The organism is Neorhizobium galegae, assembly GCF_021391675.1.
GTDB lineage: Bacteria > Pseudomonadota > Alphaproteobacteria > Rhizobiales > Rhizobiaceae > Neorhizobium > Neorhizobium galegae_B.
Genome location: NZ_CP090095.1, coordinates 2,991,680 through 3,014,202 on the forward strand (window position 1 = coordinate 2,991,680; position 22,523 = coordinate 3,014,202).

Here is a 22,523-nt window from a genome sequence, read left to right on the forward strand (position 1 = left end):
AGTAACGGAATACAAAAGCCGGCAACGGCGGACGAAGGAGAGACATGAGCGAAGCCATCCGCTTCATCGTGAACGGAGAAGAGATAACCCTTGGAGATTTCGGTCCGACGGAAACCCTTCTCGACTATCTTCGCCTGAGGCGGCGGCTGACGGGTACCAAGGAAGGCTGTGCGGAGGGCGACTGCGGCGCCTGCACGGTGCTGATCGGGCGGTTGACGGAACACGGCCTGCGCTACGAAAGCGTCAACGCCTGCATCCGGTTCCTAGGGTCACTGCACGGCACCCACGTGGTAACGGTCGAGCATCTGGCCGGCCGCGACGGCGCGCTGCATCCGGTGCAGCAGGCGATGGTCGATTTCCACGGCTCGCAATGCGGCTTCTGCACCCCAGGCTTCATCATGTCCCTCTATGGCCTGTGGCTCTCGAACGGTACGCCGACGCGCGCCGATATCGAAAGCGCGCTGCAGGGCAATCTCTGTCGCTGCACCGGCTACGAGCCGATCGTCAAGGCCGCCGAACATATCTCGGTCAACCGGCCGAGCTCGCTCTTCGATCCGCTGGAAAGCGAGCGCATCCAGATCATGGCGAAACTCTGGGGCATCCATTCCGGCAACGACACGATCGTCATCGCCAAGGATGGCGCCCGTTCGATCGTGCCGGCCTCCGTCGCCGCCTTTGCCGATATCCTCGCCGACGAACCCGAGGCGACGATCGTCGCCGGCGCGACCGATGTCGGCCTGTGGGTGACCAAGCAGATGCGGCTGCTGAACCCGGTGATCTTCATCAACCACCTGACCGAACTGCAGTCGATTACGGCGGACGAGACCGGCATCACCATCGGCGCCGGCGTCAGCTATAGCCAGGCCTTCGACGTCCTCTCCGACGAGATCCCGTCGCTCGGCCGGCTGATCGACCGGATCGGCGGCCAACAGGTGCGCAACATGGGCACGATCGGCGGCAATATCGCCAACGGCTCGCCGATCGGCGACACGCCGCCGCCGCTGATCGCGCTCGGCGCCGAACTGACGCTGCGCTCCCATTCCGGCCGCCGGACGATTCCGCTCGAGGATTATTTCCTGAGCTACGGCAAGCAGGACCGGCTGCCGACCGAATTCGTCGAGAAGGTTTTCGTGCCCCGCCCGGCGGAAGGCAGCCATTTCGCCGTCTACAAGATTTCCAAGCGCCGCGACGAGGACATCTCCGCGCTCTGCGGCGCCTTCCACCTGAGGCTCGACGCCGACGGCAAGGTCGCAAACATCCGCATCGCCTTCGGCGGCATGGCGGCGACACCCAAACGAGCCAAGCATGTCGAAGATGCGCTTCTCGGCGAGGTCTGGAGCTGGGCCGCCGTCTCGGCGGTGCGCGACGCGTTCGCGGAGGATTACCAGCCGTTGACCGACTGGCGCGCGACCGCCGAATACCGCAGCCTGACGGCCCGCAACTTGCTCACCCGCTTCTTCCTGGAAACCGCCGGAGCGCCTGCGGAACTGCGCCGGTTCGAGCTGGAGGAGGCGTGATGGACAACATGACGACAAACCTGGCGCTCACCGCCCCCTCGAAGGCAGCGTTGTCGCATCTGAGGGTAGACGGACGGCGCGGCAGTCCGATCTCCCCCCTTGTGGGGGAGATGCCCGGCAGGGCAGAGGGGGGTTTTGCCGCATACTCTTTAGCCACTTCATCTGCCGCGCCGTCGCTACCCCCCTCTGTCACCTTCGGTGACATCTCCCCCACAAGGAGGGAGATTAGAGGGAGCTTGCTGCGCCGCCTCCTGCCAACATGTGCGATCGCGCTCTCGTCTGGGGGCAACCTCCCCACCAGAGGAGCCCGCTGATGGACAAGACCACCTTCGACAACAAACCGATCATCAACGGCCGCATGCATGTGTCGCTGAAGCATGATTCAGCACATAAGCATGTCACCGGAACCGCCGAATATATCGACGATATTCCGGAATCCGCCGGCACCCTGCACGGGGGCCTGGGACTTGCCGACCGGGCGCATGCGGAAATCGTCTCGGTCGATCTTTCGGCGGTGAAGACGGCACCCGGCGTCGTCTGGGTGATCACCGCGGACGACATTCCGGGCTTCAACGACGTCGCCTCGACCGGCCAGCACGACGAACCGCTCCTCGCCACCACCAACGTGCAGTTCCACGGCCAGATCATCTTCGCCGTCATCGCCGAGACCCGCGACCAGGCCCGCCGCGCCGCAAAACTCGCGAAGATCGAATACCGCGACCTGCCCCACTGGACCGATATCGACAGTGCCCGCGAGAACAACGCGCCTTACGTCGTCGAACCGATGACGCTGAAGCGCGGCGAGCCGGAAACCGAGATCGAGAAGTCGGCGCTGCGTGTCCAGAACCACATGTATATCGGCGGTCAGGAGCATTTCTACCTGGAAAGCCAGATCGCCTTCGCCATCCCCGGCGAGGACGACGAGGTGATCGTCTGGTCCTCCACCCAGCATCCGAGCGAGGTGCAGCACATGGTGGCGCATGTGCTCGGCGTCGCCAACAACGCGGTGACCGTCCAGACCCGCCGCATGGGCGGCGGTTTCGGCGGCAAGGAGACGCAGGGCAACCAGTTCGCAGCGCTCGCGGCCGTCGCCGCCAAGAAGCTGAAGCGGGCGGTGAAATTCCGCCCCGACCGCGACGAGGACATGTCGATCACCGGCAAGCGCCACGACTTCCGGGTCGACTACGACGTCGCCTTCGACGAGGAAGGCCGCATCCATGCGGTCGACGCGATCTATGCGGCGCGCTGCGGTTTTTCCGCCGACCTCTCCGGCCCGGTCACCGACCGCGCCCTCTTCCATGCGGATTCCAGCTATTTCTATCCGCATGTGCGCCTCACCTCGCAGCCGTTGAAGACCCATACGGTCTCCAACACCGCCTTCCGCGGTTTCGGCGGGCCGCAGGGCATGCTCGGCGGCGAACGGATCATCGAGGAAATCGCCTATGCGGTCGGCAAGGATCCGCTCGAGATCCGCAAGCTGAATTTCTACGGCCAGCGCGGTTCGAACCGGACGATGACGCCCTATCACCAGGACGTCGAGGACAATATCATCGCCCGCATCGTCGACGAGCTGGAAGCATCGTCGGACTATCAGGCTCGCCGGCAGGCGATCCTGGAATTCAACTCCCACAGCCCGGTGATCCGCAAGGGCATCGCCCTGACGCCGGTGAAGTTCGGCATCTCGTTTACCATGACCGCCTACAACCAGGCCGGCGCGCTGGTGCATATCTACAATGACGGCTCGATCCACCTGAACCATGGCGGCACCGAAATGGGCCAGGGCCTCTATACCAAGGTGGCGCAGGTGGTGGCCGATACGTTCCAGGTCGATATCGACCGGGTGAAGATCACCGCGACGACGACGGGCAAGGTGCCGAACACCTCGGCGACCGCCGCCTCGTCCGGCACCGACCTCAACGGCATGGCGGCCTATGACGCCGCCCGCCAGATCAAGGAACGGCTGATCGATTTTGCCATGCGGCAATGGAAGGTCGGCCGCGACAAGGTCGAGTTCCTGCCCAACCGGCTGCGCATCGGCGGCGAAATCGTGCCCTTCGACACCTTCATCCGGGCCGCCTATTACGACCGCGTGCAGCTCTCCGCCGCCGGCTTCTACAAGACGCCGCGCATCCACTGGGACCGCAAGGCGGGCCGCGGCCGGCCGTTCTACTACTTCGCCTATGGCGCCGCGGTTTCGGAAGTCTCGATCGACACGCTGACCGGCGAATACATGGTCGACCGCACCGACATCCTCCACGACGTCGGCAAGTCGCTCAACCCGGCGATCGACATCGGCCAGGTGGAAGGCGCCTTCGTGCAGGGCATGGGCTGGCTGACCACCGAGGAACTGTGGTGGGACGACAAGGGGCGGCTGCGCACCCACGCGCCCTCCACCTACAAGATCCCGCTTGCCTCCGACCGGCCGAAGATCTTCAACGTGCAGCTCGCCGAATGGGCCGAAAACGCCGAACCGACCATCGGCCGCTCCAAGGCCGTCGGCGAACCGCCCTTCATGCTGGCGATCTCCGTGCTCGAGGCATTGTCGATGGCGGTGGCAAGCGTGGCGGATTATTCGGTCTGCCCAAGGCTCGACGCCCCTGCCACGCCCGAACGCGTGCTGATGGCGGTCGAGCGGCTGAAGGCGATGTGAGGACGCCGGCTAAGGCCTCACGGCACCCCATCCTGATGCGGGATGGGGGTTTGCGCCAATCTGCGGACCCGCCACGGAACGAAACCGAGCACCAGCGCGCAGCCTGAGATGATTACCGCAGCGCCGACGAATTGGATCGCCGACAGCGGTTCGTCGAGCACGACGGCGCCGACGAACACCGCGACCACGGTGACGACGAATTCGACGCTGATCGCCCTGGTCGCGCCGATCGAGGCGACGAGCTGGAAATAGAGCACATAGGTCGTCGCACTCATCACGCAGCCGGAGATGAGAAGGTAGAGGAAATCGGTCGCCGAAGGCATGGCCGGGACCGGAATGACGAGCAGAAGCGGCAGGGTGATGATCCCGCCGAACAGGAACGAACCGATCGTCACCTCGAACGGCCCTTCCCCGCGCAACCGGTGGCTGGCGTAATTGCTGCCGAACGCGGCGGAAAAGCAGGCGGCAAGCGCCGCGGCGCAGCCGACCACGAAGGACGTGGTGACCGGCACCGCCGGAAAGCCGACGAGCAGCAATATCCCGACGACACCGAGCAGAAGTCCGGCAAGCCCGGTGGCGCCGATACGCTCCAGCCCCCAAACATGGCTGATCAACATCGAAAACAGCGGGATCGACGCGACCAGGATCGCGGCCATCGCGGTGCCGATCAGCGGCGTCGCGTAGGACAGGCCGATCAGCTGGCCCGCGACCGTCGTCGCCCCGACGATCAGGAAGGGCTTCCAGCCGACACCGAAATCCAGCCGGCGGCGCGTCAGCCGAGCCAGGGCAAACAGCGTAAAGCTCGCGATGAACGCGCGAATGGTCACCGCCCCGACCCAGCCGAAGGCGGCAACCACCTTGAGCACGACGAGAAAGGACAATCCCCACGCCGTGGCGAGGAAAACATAAATGGCGAGATCGCGAGGCTTCATGAAGATCTTCGGTTTCGAACGTTACGATGCTTGGACGTCGGAGCCCGAAACATCCTTTGCTCTCCCATGGAATAAGAAGCCCCGTGGCGTCAATGCGCCGGCATCCAGAATGTGAAGCGCGTATCGGTCTCGTCTGATCGCAGAACGCAGTATCGCGGATATGGTTGCCGTGTGGGGGCCGGCCAGCTTAGAGTGATGTCGTAGAACCGCATCGGCAGGATATGGATGCTTCAGCCCGCCCTCCCCACCTTCATCGCCGCTCATCCGCGTTCGATCCTCGTCGAACTCCGCGAAGCAAAAGGCTCGACCCCCCGCGAGGCCGGCACCTTCATGCTGGTGGCGACCAAGGTGATCTGGGGGACGATAGGCGGCGGGCAGTTCGAATATATGGCGATCGACAATGCCCGGGCGATGCTGGCGGGCGGTGGCGAGGCGGTGATGGACATTCCGCTCGGGCCGGAGATCGGCCAGTGCTGCGGCGGCCATACCCGGCTTGCCTTCCAGCCGTTGACGCCGGAGCTGGCGGAGACGCTGGAAAGGCGCCTGCGCGACGAGGAGCATGAGCGGCCGACGGTGACGCTGTTCGGATCGGGCCATGTCGGCCAGGCGCTCGCAAGGGCGCTGGCCCCCCTGCCCTTTGCGGTCTCGGTCATCGAGACCCGCGCCGAGGCGTTGGAAGACTTGCCCGACGACGTGGAAAAACACCTGACCGCGATGCCGGAAGCCTTTGTCGACAAGATTCCCGCCGGCGGCGTGGCAATCATCCTCACCCATGACCATGCGCTGGATTTCCTGATCGCCCAGCGTGCGTTGGCGCGCACCGACCTTGCCTATGTCGGCATGATCGGCTCGCGGACCAAACGCGCCACTTTCGCCAACTGGCTGAAGCGCGAGGGCTGCGGTGACGACATGCTGCCCCGTCTCGTGCTGCCGATCGGCGGCACGACGGTCAGGGACAAGCGTCCGGCCGTGATCGCGGCACTCGTCGCCGCCGAATTGCTGCAAACCTATGCCGCTCGGCAGGCGCAGGCCTCAAAGCGGCAGATCCCGACCGCCTGAGCGCCGTTTCCCGTCCCAGAATGCCGCCTCGCGGCCTTGCGACCCGGCTTCCGGGAGCGCGACATCGCCGCGCAGATCGTCCGGCAGTGCCGGGATGCTTGGGCTCGCGGGCTGCAGGAGCCTGCGGAAGAAGCGGCGAAACTGCCTCCAGACCGAGACCGGCCGGGAGGATTTCAAAGGCAACTGATAGGCGCCCGCGGATAGCATGGTTGCTCCACATCGACAGGGAAGATGGTTTGGTTGCGACCATGAATGGGGCCGATTGCCGGGGAATTCCAATTCAAATACAGTGGGTCGCGATCAAGAGAACTTATCGATGAAATTGTCGCGCCGGTTTCCGCTGAATGCACTTCGGGTCTTCGAGGCGGTCGCGCGCCTGGAGAACTTTACCCGTGCCGCGGAAGAACTCGGCATGACCCAGACGGCGGTGACCTACCAGATCAAGCTCTTGGAGGAATTTCTCGGCGACACGGTGTTCCTGCGTCGGCCGCGGGCGCTGAAACTTACCGAGACGGGCGAAAAACTGCTTCCCAAAGTGGCGGAGGCTTTCACCCTGCTGACCGAGGCGGTGCAATCGACGCGGCACGGCGGCGAGGACACGCTGGAAATCCACTCGCCGCCGACATTCGCGTCGCAGTGGCTGTCACCGCATCTCGGCGCCTTCCAGGCCGAATATCCGCAGATCGCCGTGCGCTTGGTGCGCCAGATGGACGCCACCGACCAGCAGCGCACCTGGCCAGACATCACCATCCATATCGGCGCTGTACCGCTGGAGGCCCTGGTTTGCCATCCGCTTCTGCGGCTGGAGTATTCGCCGATGCTGGCGCCGCATCTCGCCGACAGCGTCGGCGGCATCAGGCAGCCGACGGATCTTCTGAAATTGCCATGGATCTCCGACACGAGGGGATGGTGGCGCGAGTGGTTCGACGCAGCCGGCATCGCCCCTGGCACGATCCGGCAGACGGGTCTCAACGCACTCGGCGCGCTCGACCTCGAAGCGAAGGCCGCGATTGCCGGCGACGGCGTGGCGATGCTGAGCCCGTTCCTCTTCCGGGACGACCTCGCCTCGGGGCGCCTTATCCAACCTTTCGATCTCTGCTTCGGCGACGGCAAGACCTATTGGCTCGGGTACCAGCCGGCACGGCGAAACACCGCCAAGATCAAGGCTTTCACGACGTGGATCCAGTCGGCCCTTGCCCACGACCTCGCGGCCATGGGGACAACCCGTGCTAAACAACCGGCGGCCTGATCTCGGTGGCTTGCCCTTCACACCAGAGCCAGCGGTCCGCCTGTTTTCGGAAGATGTAGAGCGCCCGGTGGAGGCCGTTCGATTGCTCGCCCGCAAACTCGATTTCTTCCCGGCAGTCAAGCAGGACCGCGACGGCGTGATCGCGCGCGATAATCCGCACTATGTCGATCTCCAGCCTCAGGAACCGCGGGCCGCTTCCGGAGCAATACCGATCCAGATACTGGCAACGGTCGCAGACCTCACCGTGCGCGTTTATATAGGTAAAATCTCTGCCGAGGAGAGCTTCCATGTCCGCCCGGGACTGCCGCATGAGGGCGGAGGTCCTCGCCTGCAGGAGCTCGGCTATATGATCGTCGAGGTCCAAAGGCTGAACTGCCATTCCACATCCCTTAAAGTCGAAGCAGACCCAATCAGCCTGCACCGGATAGAAGCCGGCGGATGGCGTCCCGTCAAGCAGGCAGGTCAAGCAGACAGGCCTCGTCGGCTGCGCGTTCAAAGATTGCGCTGCGAATAGAGGAGCCTTGCGGCGTGGAAGGCGCCCTCGTCCTGCGGACCGCGCCTGTCGCGGCCGTCGAGCAGGCCGAGGTCGCGCTGCCATGATTGCGGCATCTCCTCGAGATCGAGACGGTTGCGGCGGACCGCCAGCCGGCGGCGGATGGCATCGGCTATGCCGAGCTTCGGCAGGAACTGCTCGAGCGGCCAGGTGAGGATGGAAAACATCTCTTGCCTCCAACGGGGATACCCCGTTTTCATTTGATCGGTATGGAGGTAACTTGCGCCGGAAAATCTCGGTAATCCAATCGAATTACCGTCTGAATGGATCAAGAGAACTTATCTATGAAGATGTCGAAACAGTTTCCGCTGAATGGGCTTCGGGTATTCGAAGCCGCCGCCCGGCTGATGAGCTTCACCCGGGCCGGCGAGGAGCTGGGGCTTACCCAGACGGCTGTGAGCTACCAGATCAAGCTGCTGGAGGACACGCTCGGCGAACAGCTCTTCCTGCGCCGGCCGAGGCAGGTTTCGCTGACGGAGGCGGGAGAACGGCTGGCCCCGAGGATCGCGGAAGCATTCGCGATCATGAGCGATGCACTCTCCACCCTGCACGACGCGTCGGAGGGCACGTTGATCATCCATTCGACGGCGACCTTCGCCTCGCGCTGGCTGGCGCGCCATCTCGGCACGTTCCAGCTCGAAAATCCGGGCATTGCCGTCAGGCTGGAGACATCGCAGGAGATGATCGATTTTTCGCGGGCGCAGGCGGACATCGCGATCCGCAGCGGCAAGGGCGAATGGCCGGGCCTGCGCGGGCATTTTCTGATGCGCAATCATTTCACGCCGATGCTGAGCCCGGATCTGGCGGCCACGATCGGCGGCGTGAAGAGGCCGGAGGATATCCTGAAGCTCAGGATCATCGATCCCGGCGATCCGTGGTGGCCGTTCTGGTTTGCCGCAGCCGGCGTGCCGAATGTCGACCTCAGCGGTCGGCCCGTGAGCAGAATGGGCGCACAGGTCTTCGAGGCCGCCGCCGCGGTCGCTGGCCAGGGGGTCGCGATCCTGCAGCCGGAATTTTATACCGACGATATCGCCCTTGGACGGCTGGTCCAGCCGTTCGACATTCTCGGCTATGACGGCAGCGACTATTGGCTCGTCTATCCGGAGGCCCGCAGGAATTCCAAGAAAATCCGTGCCTTCCGCGACTTCATGCGGAAAACCATGCCGACATTCCTGGACTAGCCGACATCCCGGGACTTGCAGTCAGTTTTCTATCCGCCGCTTTGCTGGACGGAAAACTGCCTGGGTATTTCGCACCTGGCCGCTCTTGGTCGCGAGCGCGCCTAGTAGCTCATGTCCGGCGCATAAAAGCAGCGCAGAGTGTCTTCAGTCGGATAAAGGCAGAGATGATATTCCTCGTCCTGGCTCCGCCTTGCCTGACTCTGCGGCAATTTGAAATCATGCGGGCGGGTGATCAATCGATGGTCGCCGGGCCCTAGGATGATCTCGTAGCCGCCGTTGATGATCTTGACGTTCTTCGTCGAGATCATCTGGCAGTCGCCTGTGTGGTTGTCACCATTGCAGCAAAAGCCGTCGTATTTCCACGTCGAGCCGCTCGGACTGTGGGCTTCGTGAGCCGCAGCGGAACCGACGTAGACGCAGGACGCGTACGCAATCATCACACCTTTCAGAATACCACGCATAAGCTTAGTCTCCGTTGATGAATGCCCCCACCACCGGCTCAAACCGCACGCATTACCAAGCTTTCACCGGCTGACTTGCAATTGTCACAATACGTTGAGTCGCCTCCGCGGGCTAACCCCAACTTATTGCGATGCACAATTCAGAACATTCTACTATTTGCAGTCCTGGAGAAGATCGCGCGAAGGGAACTCGAAGTCGCGGGTCACGGTTCCGTGTCGGAACAAAAAGTGTTCCAGCCGGCCCCCTCTTCCCTTGGCCGGCTTTTTTCCCCAAAGTGACGAGTCGGGGGGCAAAAAGGGGAAGACTGAATGTACGAATACGCCATCGCCTGGGAGTGGCTGAGTTTCGCCGCCCGCTGGTTCCATGTCATCACGGCGATCGCCTGGATCGGCTCATCGTTCTATTTCATTGCGCTCGATCTGGGGCTGACGAAGCGCCCGAACATGCCCGTCGGCGTCTATGGCGAGGAATGGCAGGTGCATGGCGGCGGTTTCTACCACGTCCAGAAATACCTGGTGGCGCCGGCACAGATGCCCGAACACCTGACATGGTTCAAATACGAGAGCTATTTCACCTGGATTTCCGGCTTCCTGATGCTCTGCATCGTCTATTACGGCGGAGCCGACCTGTTCCTGATCGACCGCACCGTGATGGATCTCGCGCCCTGGCAGGCGATCGGCCTGTCGCTGGCATCGCTGTCTGTCGGCTGGATCATCTATGACCTGCTCTGCAAGTCGCCGCTTGGCAACAATACCTGGGGGCTGATGGCCCTGCTCTTCCTGGTGCTGATCGTCATGGCCTGGGGGTATACGCAGGTATTCTCCGGCCGTGCGGCCTTCCTGCATCTCGGCGCGTTCACCGCGACGATCATGTCGGCCAACGTCTTCTTCATCATCATCCCCAACCAGAAGATCGTCGTCGCCGACCTGATCGCGGGGCGCACGCCTGACCCGAAATACGGCGCCATCGCCAAGCAGCGTTCGCTGCACAACAACTACCTGACGCTGCCCGTCATCTTCTTCATGCTGTCGAACCACTATCCGCTGGCGTTCGCGACCCATTTCAACTGGGTGATCGCCGCGCTCGTCTTCCTGATGGGAGTGACGATAAGGCACTGGTTCAACACCACCCATGCCCGAAAGGGCAAGCCGACCTGGACCTGGCTGGTGACGGTGCTGCTGTTCATCGTCATCATGTGGCTCTCGACCGTTCCGAAAGTGCTGACCGGCGAGACCGAGACCTCGATGACCCCCGCCGCCCAGAAATTCGCGGCCAACGCCCATTTCGGCGCAGCGAGGGATGTCGTACAGGCGCGCTGTTCCATGTGCCATGCGGCTGAACCCGTTTACGAGGGCGTCAAATTTACCCCCAAATCCCTCAAACTGGAGACGGATGCCGAAATTGCCGCCCATGCGCGGGAAATCTACATCCAGGCCGGCCGCAGCCACGCCATGCCGCCGGGCAATGTCACCGACATTTCTCCGGAGGAACGCAAGCTGCTGGTGGCCTGGTACGAAAGCGCGATATCCCAATGACGAAGACACTGATCCGCGGCCGGCTGCTCTCCTTCACGCGCGCGCCGCTCTCGCTCGCCGACACCGACAGCTACCTCTATGAAAGCGACGGCGCGCTGCTGATTGAGGACGGCAAGATTTCGGTTACCGGCAGCTACGGCACGGTGAAGGCGATTGCGCCAGAGGGCGTCGAGGAAATCGACCACCGGCCGCATCTGATCCTGCCCGGCTTCATCGACATGCACCTGCATTTCCCGCAGATGCAGGTGATCGCCTCCTATGCCGCCAACCTGCTCGAGTGGCTGAACACCTACACCTTTCCGGAGGAATGCCGGTTCGTAGAGAGCGAGCACGCGGGGCGCATCGCCACACATTTCTATGACGAACTGCTGCGCCACGGCACCACGACGGCGGTCGCCTACTGCTCCGTTCACAAGACCTCGGCCGACGCATTCTTTGCCGAAGCGCTGAAGCGCGGCATGTGCATGGTCGGCGGCAAGGTGATGATGGACCGCAACGCGCCGCAGGGCCTGCTCGACACGCCGCAGATGGGTTATGACGAAACGAGAGCCGTGATCGCCGACTGGCACGGCAAGGGCCGCTGCCACGTCGCCATCACTCCGCGCTTCGCGATCACCTCGACGCCCGCCCAGATGAAGGCCGCCCAGGCGCTGGCGCGGGAATTTCCCGACCTGCATATCCAGACGCATCTCTCCGAAAACCACGAGGAGATCCGCTACACGGGAGAACTCTATCCGGACGCCAGGGACTATACCGACATCTACGCCCATTACGGCCTTCTCGGCCCCAAGACCCTGCTCGGCCACGCGATCCATCTCTCCGATCGCGAAGCCGATGCGCTTTCGGAGGCTGGCGCCGTCGCCGTCCACTGCCCGACCTCCAACCTCTTCCTCGGCTCCGGCCTGTTCCCGATGAAATCGCTGATGCGGCGGCAAAAGCCGGTCCGGGTGGCGGTCGCCACCGATATCGGCGGCGGCTCCAGCTATTCGATGCTGAGGACCATGGACGAGGCCTACAAGATCCAGCAACTCCTCGGCGAGCGTCTGAACCCGCTCGAAAGCTTCTACCTGATGACCCGGGGCAATGCCGAGGCGCTGTCGATGGCGGAACATATCGGCACGCTGGAGCCGGGCACCGATGCCGACCTCGTGGTGCTGAACGGCGCCTCGACGCCTGCCATGCGGCTGCGGATGGAAACGGTGAAGACGCTGGCCGAGGAACTCTTCCTGCTGCAGACCATGGGCGACGACCGCGCCGTGGTCGAGACCTATGTGGCGGGTAAGGCGATGAAAGGTGGGCTGGCGGGTGAGTGATATGAGAATGTCTCTGCCATGAGGATTATCGCTCGCCGGACTTTGACAAGGTTTGCGGAGAGCCAGGCGGGTCGGCGGGATTATCCTGCGGTCAAAGATGCGATTGAGGTCTGGCATGATCGTGCCGGCAAGGCTCAATGGAGAAACTCTGCCGACGTTCGGCAAACTTTCGCCACAGCGAGCATCGTCAATGCCGAGCGTATCGTTTTCAATATCAAGGGAAACGATTATAGTTTGGTGGTCGCTATCGATTTCGACAAGTCGATTATCTGGATAAAATGGATCGGCACGCACAAGGAATACGATCACATCGACGCGGCAAAGGTGGAATATGATTGAGATCCGGCCCATCCGCTCGGATGAGGATTATGAAGGCGCTCTACGAACCCTCTCCAAGCTCTGGGGAGCAGCCAGCGGAACGTTGGAGGGCGACCAGCTCGATATTCTCGCGACCTTGATCGATGCGTATGAAAAAGAGCATTTCCCGATGGATGCCCCCAGTCCGGAAGCATTGGCAGCTTTCGAAACGGAGCAGCAAGACGCTGTGGCCGCGTCGTTTGAAGATCAGCTTGTCTTCCAGGTCTTCAAGGACAAAGCGGGCCGCTTTGCATTTCGCCTTTTGGGAGCTGGAAAAATGATACTTCACTCCGAAACGTTCGATACAAAATCCGATGCGATCAACGCAATCAAACTGCTGCAAGAGAGCGCATCACAGTCGAAGATAGTCGAACTCGCCGCGTGAAGCCAGATAGGCGCTCAACGGCGATGACCCCGACATCCCCGCCCCACGAAGGCCTGGACGCGCGGCTGAAAACCTGATCAATTTCGGTGACCTGCGCCGAAAATTTGTGCTAATTCCTGGCCCGCCTTGTCTCCCGCCTTCGAAAGCAGCTCGACTGATGTCCAAACCGCTGACCATCGCAGACCTCAAAAACCTTGCCCGCCGTCGCGTGCCAAAAATGTTCTTCGATTATGCCGATAGCGGCGCCTGGACCGAGGGAACCTACCGGGCGAACGAGGAAGACTATTCGAAGATCAAGCTGCGCCAGCGGGTTCTGGTCGACATGACCAACCGCACGCTCGAAACCACGATGATCGGCGAAAAGGCGGCGATGCCCGTGGCGCTGGCGCCGACCGGCATGACCGGCATGCAGCATGCCGACGGCGAAATGCTGGCCGCCAAGGCGGCGGAAGAATTCGGCGTGCCCTTCACGCTGTCGACCATGAGCATCTGCTCGATCGAGGACGTCGCCTCGGTGACCACGAAACCCTTCTGGTTCCAGCTCTACGTGATGAAGGACCGCGGCTTCGTCGAACGGCTGATCGGCCGCGCCAAGGCGGCGAAATGTTCGGCGCTGGTCGTCACCGCCGACTTGCAGATCCTCGGCCAGCGCCACAAGGACCTGCGCAACGGCCTCGCCGCTCCGCCGAAGCCGACGCTGAACGCCGCCCTGCAGCTCGTGACGCGCCCGAGATGGTGCCTGGAAATGCTGGGGACCAAGCGCCGCGGTTTCGGCAATATCGTCGGCCATGCGAGCAATGTCTCCGACCTCTCCTCGCTCGGCGCCTGGACGGCGGAACAGTTCGACCCGCGGCTTTCCTGGGACGACATCCGCTGGATCAAGGACCTCTGGGGCGGCAAGATGATCATCAAGGGCATACTCGACGAAGAGGATGCGCGCGCCGCCGCCGACACCGGCGCGGATGCAATCATCGTCTCCAACCACGGCGGCCGCCAGCTCGACGGCGCTCCCTCCTCGATCAGCATGCTGCCGAGGATCGTCGAAGCGGTCGGCGACCGGATCGAGGTGCATGTGGATGGCGGCATCCGCTCGGGCCAGGACGTGCTGAAGGCCGTAGCGCTCGGCGCCCGCGGCACCCATATCGGCCGGCCCTTCCTCTACGGCCTCGGCGCCATGGGCAAGGAAGGCGTCACCACGACTCTCGAGATCATCCGCAAGGAACTCGACATCACCATGGCGCTCTGCGGAAAACGCGATATCCAGCATATCGACCGCAACATCCTCGCCAACATGCCGTTCTGACGACTGAGTTGAGAAGGCTGCGGTGATGAGTCACTTTTCCCAACTTTAGGGGGCATATTGCCCCCTTAAATGAGTCACTCAGTGCAAAACCCATGATTTCCAGCGCTTCGCACGAAGGGGGCCTGGAGAAACCACGGAGTAGCAACAGCAGTTTCCAGTGCCGCTATTGCCTTAACCCCTCGGCCTGTAGACGTCCTCAGTGAAACGCCGGGGCCTCTGCCGTGAGTACCTCGAGTGATCTGCGAAACTCAGGCGTGGAGATGAAGTCGGCAAGAAAATCCAGGTCATCTGCAAAGCCGCGGATCTGAAATCCACGATTGTAGAATAGGCCCCAGGGATTCGTAGCGTTGAGATCGATAAGCAGCCCGAAGTTGATGGCGGACAAATCCCAAATCAATTCAACGCAGTTCTCCGGTATATCACGAGCCCCGCAGTGATCTAAAAGGTCGCGGAATTCCTTCCAATCGGCCGTAGGCGGGAGGTTCATCGTTCCCAAACGAAGCAACGAGGAACTCGCCGGAACAGTGCATCGCTATCCCGATCGCTGCGAAAGGATACCTTTCCATTCCGGGCGAGAGTGCCTTGGCTCCAGAAGATGGGCCGCCTTCATTTCGGCTCTCGGAGTCGAGTTGATGCGCGAGTACGAGATCACCAGATCCCGCATTTTGATCGTTGCTCGGTTAACTTTATGATGTCCAACAGGGCCTGCCGAGGAATAGGGATTCCCCGCAGGTTAATGTTTTGATAAGTCGCCACCAGTAAGGTTATCGGATGTCGTAATCTGCGAGCGAGTTGATCGTTCCTTACGAGCGTGCGGTGGATCAATGTTGACGCATTCCCGGTTCCAACGTCCATCAGAGTAGATCGGTTTCTGAGTGACCCACGTCCTCCCAAATGAAATCGAAACTCATCGTAGCGTGAGACTGTGGGCCGAGCTCGAGCATCGGACCAGAGTTACGCCCGCAATGCTTCATTCGATCAACAAGGAGGGACGATTGATCTCCGTGAGCGACGCCTGGCTATCGAAGCTCGGTTACGCCCGCGACGAGGTTATAGGGAGGCGGTCATCCGAGTTCCTGACTCCGGAATCGCGGGAATATGCAATCACGGATGTGTTGCCCGGTTTTTTTCGGACCGGTCGCATTGATGACGTCGAATACCAGATGGTGTGTAAGGACGGACGGGTGATCGACGTCCTGTTGTCCGCCGTTCTGGACGACAATTCCCCGGGGGTCGGTGTTTCGCTGGCTGTCATCACGGATGTGACCGCGCTCAAAACCGCCGAGCGGCAGTTGACCTTGAGCGAGGCGCGTTACCGGGAATTGGTCGAGAGCCAGTCAGAACTGGTGTCGCTCGCCAGCCCGGAGGGCGAATTGCGCTTCGTCAATCATGCCTATGCGCGGCGTTATGGCCGGCTGCCCCACGAAATGGTGGGCAGGAGCCTTTTCGACTTCGTCCCCGAGGAGGGCCGCGCCGCAGTAGCGGAGCACTTGAAGCAAGTATGCAGCATCGATCGAAGCGTCGAAAACGAAAATCAGGTGGTTCTGCCAAATGGCCAAACGCGATGGATGGCTTGGACGAATAGAGCGCTCACCGACGCCGAAGGACGAGTAACGGCTATTCATTCGGTCGGTCGCGACATCGACGAACGCGTTGCTGTCGAGCGGCGCCTTCAGGAGAGCGAAGCGCGCTACCGCCTCCTGGCGGATAATTCGACCGACATGATTCTCCTTGTTGGCCGCGATGGAAAACGGACCTATTCCTCTCCAGCATGCGTAGCGCTTCTGGGCTATGAACCCGAAGAGATGCTTCAGATCCGGACCAAGGATGCGATCCATCCCGACGATATCGGCTTTCTGGCGGATCGGCAGGCCTACATCGATGATGAAGCGACGACTTTCCGCTATCGAATGCGCCACAAGAACGGCAGTTACGTTTGGGTCGAGAGCGTTTCGCGGGCAATTGCGGCCGAGCCGGGGCAATTGCCACAGCGACTTGTCGTTGTTCGCGACATCGAACAGCGCCTGGCAGCCGAGCAGCGCCTCAAAGAAAGCGAGGCCCGCTACCGCCTGCTGGCGGACCACGGGACGGATATGGTGTTTCAGCTCGATCTCGACCTGGTGCGCCGATATGTATCGCCGGCTTGCCGCGAAATTCTTGGCTACGCCCCGGAAGAATTGATCGGGATAAAACCCCTCAGCATGGTGCACCCCGAGGACGCGGTGGGTGTCACGTTGGCTTTCCAATCGCTGCTGAGCGGCCATGTGGATCGCCACTCGGTCATCAATCGCTTTCGCCATCGTGACGGACATTGGATTTGGGTGGAGGCGCAACTCAAGACACTCAAGGATCCCCAGACAGGCCAGCCCTCAGGCATTATTGGAACCCTTAGGGACATCTCGGCTCGAAAGGCCATCGAGGATCAACTGCAGGACGCCAATCGGCGCTTACAAGCTCTCGCGGAGCAGGACGGGCTGACCGGCTTGGCCAACCGGCGATCTTTCGATAACGCACTTTCACGCGAGTATGGGCGCGCGCGACGAGACAAAAAGTGCCTCGGGCTGCTCATGATCGATGTCGACTGGTTCAAATCCTTCAACGATCGTTATGGTCACCCGGCCGGCGATGAATGCTTGAGGAGGATCGGCGCGGCAATCAAAAACACAGTCTGCCGGCCTGCTGACGTCGTCGCGCGCTACGGCGGGGAAGAATTTGCCGTACTCCTGCCAGATACCGACGAAATCGGAACAGCGTCAATCGCAGAGCGGATTCGACAGGCCGTGTTCCGCTTGGCGATCGAACACGAAGCCAGTCCGAAACACGTCGCGACTATCAGTGTTGGAGCCGTCTCCCTGGCTGAAGGTGGACAGGCCGAACCTGAGGCTCTTTTGCGCAACGCCGACCAAGCACTCTATCGCGCGAAAGACAATGGTCGAAACACCATCGTTCGCGGCTCACATCTGGCTCCGCACGGACCGCCGGGATGAGGGAATGGCCCAGATCATCTTGTAAGCAGAATAATGATCGGCCCTGCCAATAAAACTCCAAAAATGACGATCGGTTGAACATAGCTTAGCAGTAAACGCGATTTTCCCGGCACGTTGACGCCTGCTGGATCGCTTTCACATTGGTGGCGGTATCTGGGGCGGAACACGGTATGGATGGCCGCTGTCGGCCTGGGAATTGCGGGCGGACATGCCATGTGACCTTCCGGGCCAAACCGTGGGCGGTGTGAAAAATGGGCCGGACAACGCTTATTTTTTGAGTTCACGGTCCCGGACCAGCACTTCCCCATCCACCTCGGCAAAAAACTGGCTTCCGGCTAAGATGCCCGATCCGGCGATGACTTCGATTGATGAGGATCAAGGCGAGCGCAGTGGGCAAGCGTATGTTGCGGTCATTGCACAAACGGGCTTAGACAACATGAACCTGCGAAGGCAGAAAGACCTGTTCCGAAAAGTGCTTGCGGCAGTCTTTGTGCTCGCGATGTTCTTCGGTACGCCTGCCACCCGCGCGATGGTTCAACCGTGCCCAACCGAACACGTTCCCTCCAGCCATCACACCGGACACGACGAGACCTTTTCCCATCCGGTTGAGTCCGGAAACGACAAGGCCTGCTGCGCCAGCGTCTGCGCCAGCTTTGTCTTGATCATCCCCACCTCGGATTCCGACTCGATGCATCAGACGCTCATGATCGCACGGTTCGCAGAGTTACCCGATAACCTGTCCGGCCGCATGCCTTCTCCCGCGTTCGAGCCTCCTCGACCCGCTGCATGATGATAGCTCGCCTGACTGGCGAGCCGCTCCTTTTGTCAGCCCTGTCGGCCCGCCGACACTTATCGAGAGGCATATCATGTTTCGTCGTGAATTCCTGAAGACGCTTGCCAGTGCGGCAATCGTCGCGCCTACCCTCAATTCCACCCGTGCGCTTGCCAATCCAGTTCCAGCCGAGCTGGTCATCGGAAAGAGAACCCTGGTCGTCAATGGCAAGGCCGCTACTGTCTTCGGACTGACTGACCGTAGCGGCAAACCCGGCCTCGTGCTGGACGCAGGCACCGATTTCAACGTCCGCCTCCTCAACGAGACCTCAACGGATACCCTCATCCACTGGCATGGCCTGACGCCGCCTTGGAGCATGGATGGCGTACCTGACAATCCGGCTGCGTCGCTCGCTGCCGGAGCAATACGAGATTACCGGTTCCCTGTGGGCCCCGGCGGTACCCATTGGATGCACGCCCACACCCTGCAGGAGCAGAGCATGCTCGCCGCTCCGCTGATCGTCCGCACTGCGGAAGACCACGCCCGTGACGAACAGGAAGTCGTGATCTTGCTGCACGACTTCTCGTTCAAATCGCCCGAGGAACTGCTTGAAGGACTGAAGGGTGGCGGCTCCGGACATGGCGGGATGCAGTCGGGTCATCAAGGGATGATGCAGATGATGTCGAACATGCACGGTCAGCATCAGGTGCCGATCAGCGGCATGCCCGCGATGGGCATGCCGGCCATGGACTTGAACGACATCGAATACGACGCCTATCTTGCGAACGACCGCACCCTTGACGATCCCGAGGTCGTCAGGATCGAGAAAGGCGGTCGGGTGCGCCTGCGCATCATCAACGGAGCAACGGCGACAGCCTTCACCATCAATACGGGAAGCGTTGTCGGCAGCCTCATTGCTGTGGACGGCATTGATATCGCGCCCATCTCGGCCAGCCGCTTCCCGATCTCGATGGGTCAGCGCCTGGACATCCGGCTGGAGCTACCCGCAGGCCCCGGCTTCTACCCCGTCCTCGCGCTTCGCGAAGGCGCGAAGGAGCAGACCGGTATCATCCTCGCCACCAAAGACACGGTCATTGGAAAAATCGACACAACAGCCTCGGAAAATGGCCCCGTTCTCGAGCTCGGCCTGGAGCAGCAACTTCGAACTGCGACACCTCTTGCTGGCCGATCACCCGACCGTCAATTTGCAGCAACACTGACTGGTGACATGGCTGCCTATAGCTGGAAGATCGAAACCGCCGGCCCGCTGAATGTAGCCAGGGACCAGCGGGTACGGCTCACCATGCGCAACATGTCGATGATGTCGCACCCGATGCACCTGCATGGTCATCATTTCCAAGTCGTCGGTATCAACGGCCAGCGGTTCAGCGGTGCCGTCCGTGACACCGTCCTGTTGACGCCAATGGCCGAGGTCGTCGTCGAGTTCGATGCCAGCAATCCCGGGCGATGGCCGCTTCATTGCCACCACCTCTACCACATGGCCACGGGGATGATGACATTCATCACCTATGACGGTGAAATCTGATTGGGAGATCGACATGGCACACGACCACCACGAACATGAGCACCACGATCACGATCATCAGCACGAAACGAACAAGACGGGACCTCTGAACGACCCGCGGCAACCTCCCACCGGAGAAGGGACCATCTACATCTGCCCGATGCACCCGCAGGTCAGGCAGATCGGACCAGGCAACTGCCCCATCTGCGGCATGACGCTCGAACCCGAAACACCTGCGGTCGAGACTGGACCAAGCCCGGAACTGGTGGACATGCAGCGCCGCTTCTGGATCGGACTGGTGCTCGCCCTTCCGGTACTAGCCCTCGAAATGGGCGGCCATCTGACGAACCTGCACGTGCTGCTGGGCGCACAAACCTCCAACTTGATTCAGATGCTTCTCGCCACGCCCGTGGTCCTTTGGGCGGGCTGGCCGTTCTTCGAGCGCGGCTGGCAGTCCGTTGTGACGCGCCACCTCAACATGTTCACGCTGATCGCCATGGGCACTGGCGTCGCGTGGATATACAGCGTCGTGGCGACGGTCGTGCCGGGCATCTTTCCAGAAACGTTCCGTTCCGCCGAAGGCACGGTCGCCGTCTATTTCGAGGCAGCGGCTGTGATCACCGTCCTGGTGCTGCTTGGGCAGGTCCTCGAGCTGCGAGCCCGCGAGCAGACGGGCGGTGCGATCCGTGCCCTCCTCGATCTCGCGCCCAAGATGGCGCGGCGCGTGAAGGCCGACGGTACCGATGAGGACATCGGCCTCGACGCCGTGGTCGTCGGAGACAGGCTTCGCGTCCGCCCCGGCGAAAAGGTGCCGGTCGATGGCACCCTCCTGGAAGGACGAAGCTCTGTCGACGAGTCCATGATCACCGGGGAATCCATGCCCGGCACCAAGGAGGTCGGCTCCAGGCTGATCGGTGGGACGATGAACCAGACCGGTGGCTTCGTCATGGAAGCCGGAAAGGTCGGTCGCGACACGATGCTGTCCCAGATCGTGCGGATGGTCGCCGAAGCGCAAAGGTCGCGCGCTCCCATTCAACGTCTGGCAGACGAGGTGTCCGGCTGGTTCGTTCCCGTGGTAATCGCGATTGCCTTGTTAGCCTTCGGTACCTGGATGTTAATCGGTCCCGAGCCTCGTTTCGCCCATGGGCTTGTGGCGGCCGTCGCCGTCCTGATCATCGCCTGCCCCTGTGCCCTTGGGCTGGCCACCCCGATGTCGATCATGGTTGGCGTCGGACGCGGAGCGAGACTCGGCGTGCTGATCAAGAACGCCGAAGCCCTTGAACGCTTCGAAAAGGTCGACACGCTGGTCGTTGACAAGACCGGAACGTTAACCGAGGGACGGCCGAAGGTCACGGCGATCGCACCGCGCGAAGGCATCTCCGAAACAGAGCTGCTTCGGCTTGCGGCCACTCTGGAACGGTCGAGCGAGCACCCGCTTGCACGGGCGATCGTCGATGCGGCGAATGAACGCAATGTGCCCTTTGGCGACGCCCGGGACTTCGACAGTCCGGTAGGCAAGGGTGTCACGGGCGTCGTCGAGGGAAGGAAACTCATCCTCGGCAGCCATCGGATCATGGGCGAGGCCCTTGTCGACTTGTCCGCCATGGCGGCAAAGGCCGAGGAACTGCGCAACGAAGGGGCGACTGTCATCTTTATGGCCGCCGATGGCGTCCTGGTTGGACTGTTCGCCATCGCAGATCCCATCAAGGCGACAACCGCTGAAGCCGTGCGATCGCTCATAGCCGAAGGTGTTCGGGTCGTAATGCTGACAGGCGACAACAGGACCACCGCCCAGGCGGTTGCCCGGAGGCTCGGCATCACCGAGGTCGAGGCAGAGGTCCTTCCCGAAGACAAGGGCAAGATCGTCGCCCGCCTTCGCAGCGAAGGCAGGATCGTTGCAATGGCCGGGGACGGCGTCAACGACGCCCCTGCCCTCGCCGCCGCCGATGTCGGCATTGCCATGGGCACCGGCACCGATGTCGCCATAGAAAGCGCTGGCGTCACCCTTCTGAAGGGTGACCTCCAGGGTATCGCCCGCGCCCGACAGTTGAGCCGGGCGACGATGCGGAACATCCGCCAGAACCTCTTCTTCGCTTTCATCTACAACGCGGCAGGTATTCCTGTCGCAGCCGGTATCCTTTACCCGGCCTTCGGCATCCTGCTGTCGCCAATCATCGCCGCTGCCGCGATGGCGCTGTCCTCCGTCAGCGTGATCGCCAATTCCCTCAGGCTCAGGAGCATCAACCTATGAACTCGTCCCGTGTATGGCTGCTGATGGCGGCCTCCCTCATCGTGATCGTCGTCTTCTTCATTCTCCGCGAGCACTGGGCACATGCGCTGGGTTTCGCGCCCTACCTTCTCTTGCTGGCCTGCCCGCTCATGCATCTTTTCCACGGTCATGGCGGACACGATCACAAGGACGGCACGCCATGAATTACCAGCGCTCGGCATCCAGCACGACAGTCTTGTCCTCGCCGCCTGAAGACGTGTTCGAGTTCCTCGACGATCCAACCGTGCTCGGAGCCCACATGGAGAAGCCGTCGGTCATGATGCTGGGCGCGACCATGACCTGCGATCTTGACGACGCCAAGGGCCGCGCGATCGGTTCCGTGATAAGGATCACCGGATCGATCCTCGGCATCGGGCTCTATCTGGAAGAGGTGGTGACCGAACGGCTGCCGCCTCTCCGGAAGACATGGGAGACGCGCGGACGACCTATCACCGCCCGCTTCTAACGACGGCC

General features: G+C 61.8%; 21 protein-coding genes. 16 read left to right on the top strand and 5 right to left on the bottom strand.

Translation table 11 applies throughout. The annotated features are described in order from the left end of the window. Positions 1 to 44 precede the first annotated feature (44 nt). On the top strand, positions 45 to 1,517 hold the full coding sequence (gene xdhA, locus LZK81_RS14860; RefSeq protein WP_233953759.1) for a xanthine dehydrogenase small subunit: 1,473 nt from the start codon (positions 45 to 47) through the stop codon (positions 1,515 to 1,517). Positions 1,518 to 1,830: 313 nt separating this feature from the next. Next, on the top strand, positions 1,831 to 4,167 hold the full coding sequence (gene xdhB, locus LZK81_RS14865) for a xanthine dehydrogenase molybdopterin binding subunit (RefSeq protein ID WP_233953760.1): 2,337 nt from the start codon (positions 1,831 to 1,833) through the stop codon (positions 4,165 to 4,167). Positions 4,168 to 4,184: 17 nt separating this feature from the next. Here xdhB and LZK81_RS14870 read toward each other — a convergent pair whose 3' ends face one another. After that, the gene (locus LZK81_RS14870; protein WP_233953761.1) at positions 4,185 to 5,099 is read right to left on the bottom strand and encodes a DMT family transporter; all 915 of its coding nucleotides are present in this window, start codon (positions 5,097 to 5,099) and stop codon (positions 4,185 to 4,187) included. 225 nt (positions 5,100 to 5,324) lie between these two features. On the opposite strand from LZK81_RS14870, the gene xdhC reads away from it, so the two are divergent. Further along, complete coding sequence (gene xdhC / locus LZK81_RS14875; protein WP_233953762.1) at positions 5,325 to 6,158, top strand: xanthine dehydrogenase accessory protein XdhC; 834 nt, start codon at positions 5,325 to 5,327, stop codon at positions 6,156 to 6,158. On the opposite strand, the gene LZK81_RS14880 is transcribed toward xdhC, so the two are convergent. Next, entirely contained in the window at positions 6,132 to 6,365 is a 234-nt protein-coding gene (locus LZK81_RS14880) for a hypothetical protein (protein WP_046625275.1), read from the bottom strand. The genes xdhC and LZK81_RS14880 overlap by 27 nt on opposite strands. Before the next feature lie 109 nt (positions 6,366 to 6,474). Here LZK81_RS14880 and LZK81_RS14885 point away from each other — a divergent pair, with 109 nt between their 5' ends. After that, positions 6,475 to 7,407 (top strand): LysR substrate-binding domain-containing protein, encoded by a 933-nt coding sequence (locus LZK81_RS14885; RefSeq protein ID WP_046609178.1) that lies wholly within the window; start codon positions 6,475 to 6,477, stop codon positions 7,405 to 7,407. Here the strand turns inward: LZK81_RS14885 and LZK81_RS29415 are convergent. Together LZK81_RS29415 and LZK81_RS14895 are read right to left on the bottom strand one after the other, a co-directional pair. Then, positions 7,388 to 8,005 (bottom strand): nuclear transport factor 2 family protein, encoded by a 618-nt coding sequence (locus LZK81_RS29415; RefSeq protein WP_418936443.1) that lies wholly within the window; start codon positions 8,003 to 8,005, stop codon positions 7,388 to 7,390. The genes LZK81_RS14885 and LZK81_RS29415 overlap by 20 nt on opposite strands. Beyond that, positions 7,900 to 8,127, bottom strand: a complete 228-nt coding sequence (locus tag LZK81_RS14895) for a hypothetical protein (RefSeq protein WP_233953764.1) — start codon at positions 8,125 to 8,127, stop codon at positions 7,900 to 7,902. The genes LZK81_RS29415 and LZK81_RS14895 overlap by 106 nt, the downstream gene beginning before the upstream one ends. Positions 8,128 to 8,223: 96 nt before the next feature. On the opposite strand from LZK81_RS14895, the gene LZK81_RS14900 reads away from it, so the two are divergent. Next, positions 8,224 to 9,141 carry a LysR substrate-binding domain-containing protein gene (locus tag LZK81_RS14900; protein ID WP_046603744.1) on the top strand — a complete coding sequence of 306 codons (918 nt, stop codon included), beginning with the start codon at positions 8,224 to 8,226 and terminating at the stop codon, positions 9,139 to 9,141. A 101-nt stretch (positions 9,142 to 9,242) separates the two neighbouring features. Here the strand turns inward: LZK81_RS14900 and LZK81_RS14905 are convergent, their stop codons facing one another. Beyond that, positions 9,243 to 9,602 (bottom strand): hypothetical protein, encoded by a 360-nt coding sequence (locus LZK81_RS14905; protein WP_046603743.1) that lies wholly within the window; start codon positions 9,600 to 9,602, stop codon positions 9,243 to 9,245. Between the two features lie 309 nt (positions 9,603 to 9,911). Between LZK81_RS14905 and puuD the strand changes: the two genes are divergently transcribed. From puuD to LZK81_RS14960, 11 genes are all read left to right on the top strand, one after another. Then, positions 9,912 to 11,138, top strand: coding sequence for a urate hydroxylase PuuD (puuD, locus tag LZK81_RS14910; RefSeq protein WP_233953765.1), 1,227 nt, complete (start codon positions 9,912 to 9,914; stop codon positions 11,136 to 11,138). Beyond that, on the top strand, positions 11,135 to 12,451 hold the full coding sequence (gene guaD / locus LZK81_RS14915; RefSeq protein ID WP_233953766.1) for a guanine deaminase: 1,317 nt from the start codon (positions 11,135 to 11,137) through the stop codon (positions 12,449 to 12,451). Before puuD ends, guaD begins: the two co-directional genes overlap by 4 nt. Positions 12,452 to 12,469: 18 nt before the next feature. Then, positions 12,470 to 12,790, top strand: coding sequence for a type II toxin-antitoxin system HigB family toxin (locus tag LZK81_RS14920; RefSeq protein ID WP_233953767.1), 321 nt, complete (start codon positions 12,470 to 12,472; stop codon positions 12,788 to 12,790). After that, on the top strand, positions 12,783 to 13,193 hold the full coding sequence (locus LZK81_RS14925; RefSeq protein WP_233953768.1) for a DUF1508 domain-containing protein: 411 nt from the start codon (positions 12,783 to 12,785) through the stop codon (positions 13,191 to 13,193). Before LZK81_RS14920 ends, LZK81_RS14925 begins: the two co-directional genes overlap by 8 nt. Positions 13,194 to 13,350: 157 nt before the next feature. After that, a complete protein-coding gene (locus tag LZK81_RS14930; protein ID WP_233953769.1) occupies positions 13,351 to 14,496 on the top strand; it encodes an alpha-hydroxy acid oxidase in 1,146 nt (381 codons plus the stop codon). 965 nt (positions 14,497 to 15,461) lie between these two features. Continuing rightward, positions 15,462 to 17,483: a PAS domain S-box protein gene (locus LZK81_RS14935; protein WP_418936444.1), complete on the top strand. Its 2,022-nt coding sequence runs from the start codon at positions 15,462 to 15,464 to the stop codon at positions 17,481 to 17,483. 355 nt (positions 17,484 to 17,838) lie between these two features. Beyond that, positions 17,839 to 18,273: a hypothetical protein gene (locus tag LZK81_RS14940; RefSeq protein WP_233953770.1), complete on the top strand. Its 435-nt coding sequence runs from the start codon at positions 17,839 to 17,841 to the stop codon at positions 18,271 to 18,273. Between the two features lie 76 nt (positions 18,274 to 18,349). Next, positions 18,350 to 19,801 carry a multicopper oxidase family protein gene (locus tag LZK81_RS14945; RefSeq protein WP_233953771.1) on the top strand — a complete coding sequence of 484 codons (1,452 nt, stop codon included), beginning with the start codon at positions 18,350 to 18,352 and terminating at the stop codon, positions 19,799 to 19,801. A 13-nt stretch (positions 19,802 to 19,814) separates the two neighbouring features. Beyond that, a complete protein-coding gene (locus LZK81_RS14950; RefSeq protein WP_233953772.1) occupies positions 19,815 to 22,031 on the top strand; it encodes a copper-transporting P-type ATPase in 2,217 nt (738 codons plus the stop codon). After that, entirely contained in the window at positions 22,028 to 22,213 is a 186-nt protein-coding gene (locus tag LZK81_RS14955; protein WP_046603734.1) for a DUF2933 domain-containing protein, read from the top strand. Before LZK81_RS14950 ends, LZK81_RS14955 begins: the two co-directional genes overlap by 4 nt. Next, positions 22,210 to 22,515 carry a hypothetical protein gene (locus tag LZK81_RS14960; protein ID WP_233953773.1) on the top strand — a complete coding sequence of 102 codons (306 nt, stop codon included), beginning with the start codon at positions 22,210 to 22,212 and terminating at the stop codon, positions 22,513 to 22,515. The genes LZK81_RS14955 and LZK81_RS14960 overlap by 4 nt, the downstream gene beginning before the upstream one ends. Positions 22,516 to 22,523 lie beyond the last annotated feature (8 nt).

Bases quoted from the DNA above. Each gene is read 5' to 3' on its own strand.
- xdhA (WP_233953759.1), top strand. From the start codon at position 45: ATGAGCGAAGCCATCCGCTTCATCGTGAACGGAGAAGAGATAACCCTT.
- xdhB (WP_233953760.1), top strand. From the start codon at position 1,831: ATGGACAAGACCACCTTCGACAACAAACCGATCATCAACGGCCGCATG.
- LZK81_RS14870 (WP_233953761.1), bottom strand. From the start codon at position 5,099: ATGAAGCCTCGCGATCTCGCCATTTATGTTTTCCTCGCCACGGCGTGG.
- xdhC (WP_233953762.1), top strand. From the start codon at position 5,325: ATGCTTCAGCCCGCCCTCCCCACCTTCATCGCCGCTCATCCGCGTTCG.
- LZK81_RS14880 (WP_046625275.1), bottom strand. From the start codon at position 6,365: ATGCTATCCGCGGGCGCCTATCAGTTGCCTTTGAAATCCTCCCGGCCG.
- LZK81_RS14885 (WP_046609178.1), top strand. From the start codon at position 6,475: ATGAAATTGTCGCGCCGGTTTCCGCTGAATGCACTTCGGGTCTTCGAG.
- LZK81_RS29415 (WP_418936443.1), bottom strand. From the start codon at position 8,005: ATGGCAGCGCGACCTCGGCCTGCTCGACGGCCGCGACAGGCGCGGTCC.
- LZK81_RS14895 (WP_233953764.1), bottom strand. From the start codon at position 8,127: ATGTTTTCCATCCTCACCTGGCCGCTCGAGCAGTTCCTGCCGAAGCTC.
- LZK81_RS14900 (WP_046603744.1), top strand. From the start codon at position 8,224: ATGGATCAAGAGAACTTATCTATGAAGATGTCGAAACAGTTTCCGCTG.
- LZK81_RS14905 (WP_046603743.1), bottom strand. From the start codon at position 9,602: ATGCGTGGTATTCTGAAAGGTGTGATGATTGCGTACGCGTCCTGCGTC.
- puuD (WP_233953765.1), top strand. From the start codon at position 9,912: ATGTACGAATACGCCATCGCCTGGGAGTGGCTGAGTTTCGCCGCCCGC.
- guaD (WP_233953766.1), top strand. From the start codon at position 11,135: ATGACGAAGACACTGATCCGCGGCCGGCTGCTCTCCTTCACGCGCGCG.
- LZK81_RS14920 (WP_233953767.1), top strand. From the start codon at position 12,470: ATGAGGATTATCGCTCGCCGGACTTTGACAAGGTTTGCGGAGAGCCAG.
- LZK81_RS14925 (WP_233953768.1), top strand. From the start codon at position 12,783: ATGATTGAGATCCGGCCCATCCGCTCGGATGAGGATTATGAAGGCGCT.
- LZK81_RS14930 (WP_233953769.1), top strand. From the start codon at position 13,351: ATGTCCAAACCGCTGACCATCGCAGACCTCAAAAACCTTGCCCGCCGT.
- LZK81_RS14935 (WP_418936444.1), top strand. From the start codon at position 15,462: ATGCTTCATTCGATCAACAAGGAGGGACGATTGATCTCCGTGAGCGAC.
- LZK81_RS14940 (WP_233953770.1), top strand. From the start codon at position 17,839: ATGACTTCGATTGATGAGGATCAAGGCGAGCGCAGTGGGCAAGCGTAT.
- LZK81_RS14945 (WP_233953771.1), top strand. From the start codon at position 18,350: ATGTTTCGTCGTGAATTCCTGAAGACGCTTGCCAGTGCGGCAATCGTC.
- LZK81_RS14950 (WP_233953772.1), top strand. From the start codon at position 19,815: ATGGCACACGACCACCACGAACATGAGCACCACGATCACGATCATCAG.
- LZK81_RS14955 (WP_046603734.1), top strand. From the start codon at position 22,028: ATGAACTCGTCCCGTGTATGGCTGCTGATGGCGGCCTCCCTCATCGTG.
- LZK81_RS14960 (WP_233953773.1), top strand. From the start codon at position 22,210: ATGAATTACCAGCGCTCGGCATCCAGCACGACAGTCTTGTCCTCGCCG.